14 protein-coding genes are annotated in these 10,234 nt (G+C 69.2%); 4 read left to right on the top strand and 10 right to left on the bottom strand.

Translation table 11 applies throughout. The features are described 5' to 3' along the window. The coding region (locus DQW85_RS33660; protein ID WP_162795581.1) for a coiled-coil domain-containing protein at positions 1–2,431 on the top strand (2,431 nt) is incomplete at its 5' end. A gap of 57 nt (positions 2,432–2,488) precedes the next feature. Here the strand turns inward: DQW85_RS33660 and DQW85_RS33665 are convergent. Further along, positions 2,489–2,698 (bottom strand): hypothetical protein, encoded by a 210-nt coding sequence (locus DQW85_RS33665; protein WP_113703804.1) that lies wholly within the window; start codon positions 2,696–2,698, stop codon positions 2,489–2,491. Then, on the bottom strand, positions 2,695–2,898 hold the full coding sequence (locus tag DQW85_RS33670) for a hypothetical protein (RefSeq protein ID WP_113703805.1): 204 nt from the start codon (positions 2,896–2,898) through the stop codon (positions 2,695–2,697). Before DQW85_RS33670 ends, DQW85_RS33665 begins: the two co-directional genes overlap by 4 nt. 94 nt (positions 2,899–2,992) lie before the next feature. Between DQW85_RS33670 and DQW85_RS33675 the strand changes: the two genes are divergently transcribed. Then, positions 2,993–3,244, top strand: a complete 252-nt coding sequence (locus DQW85_RS33675) for a GntR family transcriptional regulator (protein WP_113703806.1) — start codon at positions 2,993–2,995, stop codon at positions 3,242–3,244. A gap of 783 nt (positions 3,245–4,027) precedes the next feature. On the opposite strand, the gene DQW85_RS33680 is transcribed toward DQW85_RS33675, so the two are convergent. The 8 genes from DQW85_RS33680 to DQW85_RS45000 all read right to left on the bottom strand — a co-directional run bounded on the left by DQW85_RS33680 (position 4,028) and on the right by DQW85_RS45000 (position 6,930). After that, positions 4,028–4,234: a hypothetical protein gene (locus DQW85_RS33680; protein WP_162795582.1), complete on the bottom strand. Its 207-nt coding sequence runs from the start codon at positions 4,232–4,234 to the stop codon at positions 4,028–4,030. Further along, positions 4,231–4,533: an HNH endonuclease gene (locus tag DQW85_RS33685; protein ID WP_205315611.1), complete on the bottom strand. Its 303-nt coding sequence runs from the start codon at positions 4,531–4,533 to the stop codon at positions 4,231–4,233. The genes DQW85_RS33680 and DQW85_RS33685 overlap by 4 nt, the downstream gene beginning before the upstream one ends. After that, positions 4,530–4,775: a hypothetical protein gene (locus DQW85_RS33690; RefSeq protein WP_113703808.1), complete on the bottom strand. Its 246-nt coding sequence runs from the start codon at positions 4,773–4,775 to the stop codon at positions 4,530–4,532. The genes DQW85_RS33685 and DQW85_RS33690 overlap by 4 nt, the downstream gene beginning before the upstream one ends. Then, positions 4,772–5,647: a DUF2637 domain-containing protein gene (locus DQW85_RS33695; protein WP_240197590.1), complete on the bottom strand. Its 876-nt coding sequence runs from the start codon at positions 5,645–5,647 to the stop codon at positions 4,772–4,774. Before DQW85_RS33695 ends, DQW85_RS33690 begins: the two co-directional genes overlap by 4 nt. Beyond that, positions 5,644–5,970 carry a hypothetical protein gene (locus tag DQW85_RS33700; protein ID WP_113703809.1) on the bottom strand — a complete coding sequence of 109 codons (327 nt, stop codon included), beginning with the start codon at positions 5,968–5,970 and terminating at the stop codon, positions 5,644–5,646. Before DQW85_RS33700 ends, DQW85_RS33695 begins: the two co-directional genes overlap by 4 nt. Then, positions 5,967–6,125, bottom strand: a complete 159-nt coding sequence (locus DQW85_RS44995; protein WP_162795583.1) for a hypothetical protein — start codon at positions 6,123–6,125, stop codon at positions 5,967–5,969. The genes DQW85_RS33700 and DQW85_RS44995 overlap by 4 nt, the downstream gene beginning before the upstream one ends. After that, entirely contained in the window at positions 6,122–6,715 is a 594-nt protein-coding gene (locus DQW85_RS33705) for a DUF6907 domain-containing protein (RefSeq protein WP_113703810.1), read from the bottom strand. Before DQW85_RS33705 ends, DQW85_RS44995 begins: the two co-directional genes overlap by 4 nt. Before the next feature lie 77 nt (positions 6,716–6,792). Next, positions 6,793–6,930, bottom strand: a complete 138-nt coding sequence (locus DQW85_RS45000) for a hypothetical protein (RefSeq protein WP_162795584.1) — start codon at positions 6,928–6,930, stop codon at positions 6,793–6,795. A gap of 139 nt (positions 6,931–7,069) precedes the next feature. On the opposite strand from DQW85_RS45000, the gene DQW85_RS33710 reads away from it, so the two are divergent. Together DQW85_RS33710 and DQW85_RS33715 are read left to right on the top strand one after the other, a co-directional pair. Beyond that, complete coding sequence (locus tag DQW85_RS33710) at positions 7,070–7,294, top strand: hypothetical protein (protein ID WP_162795585.1); 225 nt, start codon at positions 7,070–7,072, stop codon at positions 7,292–7,294. A gap of 640 nt (positions 7,295–7,934) precedes the next feature. Next, positions 7,935–10,234: sensor histidine kinase (locus DQW85_RS33715; protein ID WP_162795586.1), on the top strand; the 2,300-nt coding region annotated here is incomplete at its 3' end.

The raw sequence follows: 10,234 nt of genomic DNA on the forward strand, positions 1-10,234 counted from the left end.
GGCGCTGCGGTCCGCGGCAGGACCGGCGGTGCTCGGCGTGCTGGGCGGCGTGGCCGCCACGGTGGGGCCCGCGGCGGGTGCGGCGCTGGGTGGCGCGATGGTCGCCGGGATCGGCGTACGACTGGCGGCCCTGGGCACGCAGTCGCTGTTTTTCGTCCAGGACGTGGAGAAGTCGTGGAGCGCTGCCGAGAAGAGGCGCGTCGAGGCGGCGAACAAGCAGGCGAACGAGCTGCGGGCGCAGTTCAAGGAGCTGGGCCGTGACCTGACGCTGGCCATGCAGGAGTCCAGCAGGCCCATGCTGAGCGTGCTGGACGAGGTGCGCGTGCAGGCCCGCGGCGTGGCCAAGGATGTGGCCCCGGCCATGTCTGAGGGGTTCGACCGGGCGCGCGTGCCGATGGAGCAGTTCGTGCGCGATCTCGGCGCCGGTTTGAAGGAGCTCGGCGACGCGATCCCGTCGCTGATGGGCGGTTTCTCCGACGTGCTGGGCCAGATCGACATCAAAGGCTTCCTGTCGGATCTGGGCGCCGCGTTCGACGACCTGGGGCGGGCCGTAAGCGCCAACCGGGGCACCATCGGCGCGGTGCTGAACGGCCTGCTGGATACGATCCCGCTGGCCATCGCCGGCCTCGGCAAAGTGGTCGAGTTCTTCGGGATTCTCGGGCTGGCCGTCATACGGTCGGCGGCGACGATCTCGGAGCGGATGGCCGGAACGATAGGCGTGATCACCGGGATCGGAACCAGGGTTCTTGAGGTGACCCGCACGATCGGTCAGGCGCTGGCCAACGTTCCGGGGATGGAGGAGTTCGGCCGGCGGATCGTCCAGGCGTCGGACGCCGGGATCAAGAAGCTGCAGGACTTCCAGCGGCAGGCCGACGAGGCATCGAAGGCGGTCCGGTTGAAGGCCGACATCTTCGAGTTGCAGCAGAACATCGACAAGGCGTTGACACTGCTCGACGACCCGAACCTGTCCAAGGAGCGGCGGGCGCAGATCGGCGCCGAGATCGGGCGGCTGCTGGCCGCGAAGGGTCAGGCCATCCTGGAGCTGGGCGACCCGAAGCTGGTCGCCGAGTACAAAAGCGAGATCACGACCGAGATCGACGCGCTGAAGTCTCGCCTCGCCGACGCCCGCAAGGAACTCAAGGACCCAGAGCTCACGAAAGAGCGCAAGTCGAGGCTGAAGGCGGAGATCGGCGAACTGGTGGAGGGCGTCAAGCGGGCACAGCAGGCGCTGGAGTCGGTCAAGGACAAGACGGTCACGATCCGAGTCCGTACAGAGCAGCAGGAGTTCGCCGCGCGGGCGTCGATGCGGAAGGCCGCGGGCGGTATCCAGAGCGGCGACGGCCGCATCCAGTACATGGCCGCCGGCGGCATGACGGGGTCGTCATCGATGTCGCCGCCCCCGCCGATGATCCGCAAGCAGCCGACCTTCATCGCAGGCAGCCAGACCGTGTTCGCCGAGGCCGGCCGGGAAGCGTACATCCCGTACGCGGCGCAGTACCGCGACCGCGCCATCAAGATCTTGGGCGCGGTCGCCCAGGACTTCGGCCTCGCCGTGTACAACGAGGATGCTCAAAAGCAGGTGACGACCCTGTCGACGGGTCTGCAGGCCACGAACGCGAGCCTCTCGACGAGCCTGGCCGACGCCACCCGGGAGCTGGATGTGACGCTCGGCGGCTCCGGGTCGCTGACGCAGGCCGTCTCCCAGGTGGGCATGGTGGGCGGGCAGATGTCGCAAGCCTGGACTGCGGGCTCGCAGGCGTTGGGCTCGGCGGTCACGTCCGCCTCCCACGGCATGTCCGACTCCGTGTCCAATCTGGGCGACGTGGTGGGCATCAGCGCCGACATGGTCGTGGTGTCTACGGAGCGGGTGGCGGACGCCGCTCTGACCGTGGCGGACGTGCTCGACAAGGCCCTGTCCGCGGTGCTGAGCAAGGCGGGCGGCGGCACCAAGACACGGACGTCGTCGACCAGCTCCGACAAGTACGGGCTCGGGTCGGCGGGCAGCGTGATCCCGCCCAAGCCCGGCTCGAAGCCGAAGGCGGCGCCGAGCAAGTACGGGCTGGGGAGCGCGGGCGCTGTCATCGGCCCCAAGCCGAACCTGAAGCCCAAATCCAACCCCGCCGACATGGTCGCCGGCCACAACAGCAGCAGCTACATCGTGACTAGCGGGGACCATCTGACCAACTACAGCAGGATCTCGGTACCGCAGATGGCAAGCCGCGGCGGGGGGTCCTCCTCCTACGGTGGTTCGGGCGGCGGCAACGTGGCCAGCATGGAAGCCGTCTCGCAGCAGCTCGCCACCGTCGTCGACCGCATCGACAAGATGGAGCGGCGCAGCCCGCTCAACATCGAGCACTTCCACACGACGGAGCAGATGAGCGCCGAGGAGATCGGGGCGCGCCTCGCAACCCGGATCGGGTCACGCGGGTGAAGGGCCGGCCCCGTCCAGTCCCTCCACGGCCAGGCGGGGCCGGCCAGCCCATGCGGGTCAGCCGTTCAGGGGCGGGGCGTCCTGCGACTTCTGGACGCCGAGCTGCTCAAGCGGCCCGAACTGGCTGTTGACCCAACTCAATGATCCCTTCGCTTCACCGTTGAGAAGCTCGATGATCACCTCGTGGGTTTTGACATGTAGCTTGCCCGTGTCCATCCATACGCGGCCCTGCCGGTCCGCCCAGGCTTGGATGATGGGGCGGGTCACGGCATGTCGCCCGTGGTGAACGGGATCTCGCGGGCGTAGCCGGCCGACACGCGCAGGATCACGCCTTGAATGACGGCGTCCTGCTCGGTCGTGGCGGTGGCGGTGTCGCCGCTGGCGTGGTGCCGCAGGTGGATCACGCCGTGCTCGTCCTGGTCGACGTCACACAGGGGGATGTCGAGGGGTTCGCCGTGGAGGGCCATGCCAGCACTGTACGTCTAACTCGTACAGCACGTACAGCCTGTGTAATACGGACCGTCTGCGCAGGTCAGACGGCACGTCCGTAACGTGTTGAGCATGACCGTGGACCCGCTCGACCCGACACCGTTGTGGCAGCAACTCGCCAACGTCATCCGCGATCAGATCAAGGCCGGCGAGTACGCGCCTCGCCAAATGCTGCCCTCGGAGGCTCACATGCAGCAGGAGCATGACGTCTCGCGCGGCACCGTACGGCGGGCGATGAAAGCGCTCGGCGAGCAGGGATGGGTGACCACGATCCAAGGGCGCGGCTCGTACGTCAGGCCGGCCGCGGACTGGCCCGAGTCGTAGCAGGCCGCGAAGGGTCCGCCCCACGTACGCACGGGACAGAACTTCATGGTCGCGACACGACCAAGAAGAGTTCGGTCCGCCCCACGTACGCACGGGACAGAAGTTGATCTCGATCCACAAATGTGGAATCAAGATCCGGTACGCAGCGTGACCGAAGAATGTCCCAGCAGCCCCTCTCGGTTATTGTCCCCGGCCCCTCCCCCGGGGGCCCCTATGTAGAGGATTCCTGGGACATAAAGACAATCTCTGCCCGACGAGACCAACACCGCGTTTCCGTCACTGTCCGTGGCCGCCATGTTGTCGCACAGCCCCTCTCGGATGTTGTCGCATTGCCCCTCCCCCGGGAGGCCTTATGCAGGGTGGTTGCGACAACCCTTTGAGACATCCTGCTCGCCCGGCGCCTCAACCCCGTCGGCGTGACGCTGCGTGTGGCCGCCCACCCTGCACGGGGTCTACAGGCAGGCCCCGGCCCCCTACGGTGTAGACGCTCCGGCCTCCTCCAGTCCGGCCCGCCCGATGTGCCCTGTAGGGCCTGTAGAGGCGCTTAGACGGGGGGAGTAGACACACCTCCAGTCCCGTCCAGAGGCGGCTAAGGAGGCCGGGGGAGTGCCCGCCCGGCGGGGGCCTCGCCGCCCCGTGGACTGCGCCCCTCCCTCCCCCTGCCTCCACACGCGCACGCGCACGCGCGTAGGGGGGTGGATGTCCAAACGACGTCGTCCGTGGACATCGCGTGGACATCGCGTGGACATCCATTCAGCCGGTGGGGGAGTGGTCGACTCGCTGTCAGGCGCCGTCCGGGAACCACCGTAGGATCGCCCTGGCGGCCTTCTGCGCCGCCTCGACCGTCAGCGGGATCTCGGTCAGCCCGTCCGGGCCGTCCACCCACACCGTGACCGGCTCGCCCGGCGCCCACGTGATCGTCACGTCGTCGATCGTGTCGGACAGGCACACCCGCTCGCTGTGGGCGGTGCACCACGGCATGTGAGTCACGCTGCCTCCTGCATCACTGTGGCGGATGCCGTACCGACGCTCAGCAGCACCAGCACGAGCCCGCGGGGGAGCTGGTCATCCTTCGCCCGGTTACACGGCTTGCACGCCGGGACAAGATTCGACTTCGGGTAGCCGCGCCGCCACACGCTCAGCGGGATGAAGTGATCCGCCGTGATCGCCGTGTGGTTGGGGAAGCCCTTGCGGCAGTAGAAGCAGCGCCAGCCGTGCCGGACGGCCAGGCGGCGGCGGAACTTGCGTCCCGCCGCCCCCTGCAACCAGCGCGGCCGGTGCCGCCTCACAGACCCGCCTCGGTGCCCAGCAGGCGGGCGAGCCCTTCCCACGCGCCGTCCCAGCTCTCCACCGTCGCGGGGTCGACGTCGACCGGCGCGTACGCGTACTGCTCATCGCCGAGCTCGCCGTGCAGGATCTCGACGAACACGCGCCCGGTCTCGGCGTGCTTGACCAGGCCGATGCTGTACGTGCTGCCCGACGCGATCCGGTGCGTGAGGTCGTCGATGTGCTCGAAGTCGGCGGGGGTCACTGCGCCACCTCCACGAGTCCGGCGAGGTACCGCCGTAGGCGGCCGGCCCGATCGGTGCTGACGTTCATCCGGTCCTTGATCGTGCGGACGGTCGGGGTCTGGCCCTGTGCCACTTCGGCGAGGAAGTGAGCCACAGCGACCGGCCGGTAAGGCGCGTCCGGGTCGGGCTCAGGTACACGCTCGGGCTGTACCTCGACCTCGGGTGCAGGCCCGTCGAGATCCGCCCCATGGGTCGGCTTCCCGGCGCCGGGAAGCCTCACGAGCTGCGAAGGTACAGCGAGCGGGTGTACCTCGTGGTGAATCACCACGAGGTTGTCCGCAGGGGCCTCGACCGGTTCGAGAGTGTCAACGGTGACACCCTCGGACCCAACCATGGGCGTCACGCCCACGGTTGCGGGTACGGCGGGCGCGCGTACCTCGACCGGAATCGGTGTAGGTTCTTCACCCTTGTCCGCCACCTCCGTGAGATTCGAACGGAGGTTGGTCGCGACCGTTACAGATACGGCCCCTCTTCGGATGACCCCCATGAGGAGCTCGTACGAGAGCACCAGCGCCACGGCCGGCCAGGCGGCCACGATCGCCCCGACCGGCCCGTGAGACCAGCCGTGCATCACATTCGCCGCCAGTGTGGCCGCGATGCCGAGTACCAGCGCGACCCGCGCCAGCCACGGCACCTCCAGGCCGCGGCGGGCGCAGTCGAGCAGCACCATCGACGACGCGAAGATCAGGCCGTCGATCGTGAGCGGCACCAGGTAGGCCACCCAACCGGACTCGCCGTTGGCCGTGATGACCTCGTAGGCGTGCCTATAGGAGACGATCGCCGCCACCGTGGCGAGCAGCACCACGACGACCGTCGTTGACCAGCGGATCACCGGGCCACCTCCAGCATGTGGGCGGCCTCGAACAGCAGCGCGCCGAACTCCTTGGCGCCGCGGCGGTCGAACTCGCGCAGGATGTAGCCGACGACGCCGGCCGCCTCCTGCGACAGCTCCACGCGGGTCTCGGTGCCGTCCCGGTCGGTGAACCGCACCTCCGCCACGCCCTGGCCGTCGCGCAGCCAGACGTTCACCTCGACCATGCAGTCGGAGTCGTCGAGGTGCTCGATCAGGTCGAGGTTGCGGAAGTGCGGCCGACCCGGCTCGTGGTGCCGGTCGGCGCACCAGTCGGGGCAGTCAGGGGTGCGGGGAAAGCTCACGCGGCACCCCCGGTGACGTACTCGATGACCATGGCGAACGTCCGCTTGTCGTAGCCGTGCAGGAAGGCCAGCGCCTTACGCGTCTGCTCCGGCGTCAGGCCGTCGAGGATCTCGGACAGCGTCCGCAGTTCCGGGCTGATCTGGGGAGTTGTCACGCCGACACCTCGCCGGCGATCGGGTAGCAGTGGCGGCAGGCCACGTCCGGGCATCGGCCGTCCGGGTCGAACAGGCCCGAGCCCGGCGACGTCCAGCCGCGCGCCGCCCGCACCGCCTCCACGAGCTTGCTCGCGAGCTGCTCCGCCTCCGCCAGCGTGGCGTACATGTGGGTGTCGTCGCCGGCGCCGATGGCGATCCGCGGCTCCTTCTCCCTGTACAGCCGCTCCAGGCTGACGGTCACCTCGGGCGGCGCCCACCGGGACGGGTAGTCGACGGCGACGGGCTCCATCGTCACCAGCGACACGGCCAGGGTCGGCCCGATGTGGACGCGGTCGTCGGGGTGGGTGCCGGCGCGGTGGTCGGGGTCGCCGACGCACCAGTCGTCGCACGGGTCCTCTTGCAGCCAGGTGACGACGTGCGCGTCACTGGTTCCGCGGGCGGCGGCCTCGTTCTTGTACGCCGCCAGCTCGGCGCGGTACTGGACCTCGAACGCCAGCTTGGCGTCACGGCCGGCCTTCTCGGCGCGCTCGCGCACGGTGGGCGGCAGCTCGGGCCTCGCGGGCTCGGGGGTGGGCGTGGTGGAATTCACCTTGGGTCCTCTCCTGGTAGTGCAGGTTGGGGATCAAGGGCGGGTCAGGTGTTGGAGCACCTGGCCCGCCCGTCTTGCTACTGGGCGTCGGCCTCGCATCCGGGGCAGGCGCAGTCAGGGCACTTGGAAACGGTCGGGTGGAAGATGCACAGCCCCGGAATGGTCATCTCCCCACAGTCCGGACACTGTGTCGCATCGCTGTCGATGTCGGTCATCTCGTCTCCCTTGACCCTGCCGTCTTGCGCTGACCCGACTGTATGCCTCGGACATTCACCCGTCAACCCCCGGCATTCGCCCGTTGCCGACATTCGCCGCGTGGAGACATCCGTCCGTGATCCACGTACACTCATCTCCATGACGCGACCTACTTCGCCATGGATCCCTGTGGGCATTGACGGCATCGCTGCTCATCTCGGCGTCTCTGAGAACACGGTGGTCACCTGGCGCCGCCGCTCGGCGAAGGAGTGGGTCAACGTGACCAAGTTCCCTGAGCCGGAAGGAAAGATCTCGGGGCGTGACTGGTGGTGGCTCGCCGACATCCTGGAGTGGGCGAAGGAGACGGGCCGTCTCAAGAGCTGAGCCTGTTCCGTTTGCGTTCCGCGCCAGCGCTCTAAAACCGGCTAGTCACAGCCAAACGATGGCAAACGTTTTCGCAGCTCAGAGCCTATGTAATTGGAGTAGCGGCAGGTCACACGGCCGGGGGTTGCAGAACCCGGCCTACAGACCGGCTCGTCCCCTTGCGCCGTGATCGAGCCGCTCCCTCCCACCGCGCTGAGCGACGTACCCGAAAATCAGCTCTCACGGCACACCCGTCCCGCTACGCGCCGCCGCCTGACCCGCAAACGACAGAAGGGCCACGGGCTTCCCGTGGCCCCTTTCGTTCTCACGCCTCCACCGGCGCTGATTCTTCATCGCAGGAGGGCTTCCGGTAACGAATGGCTGGGCCGAAAGGCTGAATTGTGCTTTTCCTAATACCGGAAGCGCCTTGTGACCTGCGCAAAGGGCGCTCATGGTCCATCACGTACGGGTGACGTAGGAAAACCACATTCCTCACTCTGGACGGCAACCTGAAACAGGCGTGCAACATAACCTCCCTAAAATCTTTCCGGCACTTGCGCTATTGGCCATCCAGTTAGGTCGGCAGGGCTGAAATCAGGAGAAATCCGACTCCTTGCCGTATATCACCCAGAGCCCTGCATCACCCTTCAAGGGGTCAGCCATGCGTATTTTCGGACGACGCGGCATTACGGTGCCTCGGGCGAACCCACGCCATCGGGCCGCCGCCGCCTCTACGGGAGATCGGCGGTCCGGGCTGGGACCGCGGACGATTCGCGGCAAGCTCTCGATACTCCTGGCCATCCCGACGGCCATCCTGATCGGCCTGGCCGGAGTCGGCGTGCTGGCGCAGTACGGCGCCGCCCAGGACGCGACCGCCACCACCGGCAACGTCGAACTCGTCCTGGCGACCCAGGAACTCGTCCACTCGCTGCAACGGGAACGCGGGCTCACCAACGGCATGCTCGGCGGCGAGTCCCGCTACCGCGACGAGGTCGACACCCAGCGGGCGCGATCCAACGTGACGCGCTCCGCGCTCGATCGCCTCCTCGCCGACGAGACGCTTCCCGCCGCCTCCCGCGTGCGCGCCGCTCTGGACCGGCTCTCCGGCCTGGCCGCCGTACGGGGATCGGTCGACGCGGGCCAGGCCGTGCGGACCGACGTCTTCGCCTTCTACACCGCCGCCGTCAACGCCCTCGGCGAGGCCGCCCACGACGAGGTCACCGGACAGAGCCAGCCGGCGCTCCGCCGCGGCCTGGAGGCACTGCGGGTGCTCGGCCGTGCCAAGGAGGCGATGGCCCGCGAGCGCGGGCTCCTCAACGGCGTCTTCGCGACGGGCTCCTTCACCACTCGCGAGTACGTCGAGTTCTCCGAGCTCCGCGCCACCAGGACCGACGCGCTCGCCCAGTTCGTCAGGCAGGCGACGCCGGGACAGGTCACGGCGCTGAACGCGGCCCAGCGAAGTCCCGCGGCCACCAAGGCGGCGGCGCTCGAGCTGCGCGCCATCGCCGGAGTCACCGCGCGCAGGCTCAACGTCGACGCCGCGACCTGGTGGGACGCGATGACCACGCAGGTCGACGCGATGCACGACGTCCAGCGCCGCGTCGGCGAGGACATCGGCCTCACGGCCAGGGAGGGCAGGGACGACGCGCGCACCCTGCTGTGGGCGCTGCTCGCGCTGGCCGGGCTGACCGTGCTCGGCGCCATCGGGCTCGGCCTCGTGACCTCGCGCTCCATCGTCCGCCCGCTGCGCCTGCTCGCGGGCGAGGCCAACGAGGTGGCCGAGCGACGGCTCCCGGAGACGGTGGCCCGCATCCAGGCCACCGACGACCCGGGTGACGTGGTGACCGACACGGGTTCCGTGCTGGCCTCGCGCAGGGACGAGTTCGCCGAGGTGGCCACGGCCCTGGCGAACGTGCACAGGACCGCCATCCGGCTGGCCGCCGAGCAGGCGGTGCTGCGGCGCAACACCGCCGAGTCCCTGGCCAACCTGGGCCGCCGCAACCAGAACCTCGTACGGCGGCAGCTCGGCTTCATCAGCGCCCTGGAGAGGGAGGAGACCGACCCCGGCGCGCTGGCCAACCTGTTCGAGCTCGACCACCTCGCCACCCGGATGCGGCGCAACGCCGAGAGCCTGCTCGTCCTGGTGGGAGAGCAGAGCCCGCGCCGGTCCGTCGCTCCGGTGCCCGTGGGCGACGTGCTGCGCTCGGCCCTGTCGGAGGTGGAGGACTACCGGCGGGTCGTCCTGCGGAAGGTCGACGACGCCATGGTGCGCGGCGCCGTGGTCGCCGAGGTGGCGCACCTGCTGGCCGAGCTGATCGAGAACGCGCTGGTCTTCTCCCCGCCGGACCAGGACGTCGAGATCCAGGCCCGGATCGGTTCGGGCCAGTACGACATCGCCATCATCGACAACGGCGTCGGGATGTCGCCCGAGGAGATCCAGGCGGCCAACGCCCGGCTCCGCGGCGAGCGGAGCTTCCTGGTGGCCCCCACGCGCTACCTCGGCCACTACGTCGTCGGCCGGCTCGCCCAGCGCCTGGGGATCGACGTCTGGCTGCACGACTCGCCGCTCACCGGCGTCACCGTTCGCGTCGTCATGCCGCGGGATCTGCTGGTGGAGAAGACGGCGCCCCGCCCCGAGCCGGTGGGCGCCGTCGCCGTCCCCGTGACGGCCCCCATCGACATGGGCAGGCCCCGGCCGCTCGACGCGCCCGGGGGAGCCGCGCGCGCCAACGGCCAGGCCCCGCGTCCACCGGCACAGCCGCCGCAGAGGCCACAGATGCCACAAACGCCACAAACGGCACAGACGCCACAGAGGCAACGGACGCAGACGCCACAGACGCAGGCCCACAGGCCACAGACGCTGCAGGCGCCCCGCGACGTCGCCACCACGCAGGGGGGCCTGGTGCGCCGCGTCCCGCGCTCCCGGCGCGTCGAGGCCGCGCCCGTGCCGTTCGCCGCGCC

Origin of the sequence: Nonomuraea lactucae, assembly GCF_003313395.1 — a bacterium.
Classification (GTDB): domain Bacteria; phylum Actinomycetota; class Actinomycetes; order Streptosporangiales; family Streptosporangiaceae; genus Nonomuraea; species Nonomuraea lactucae.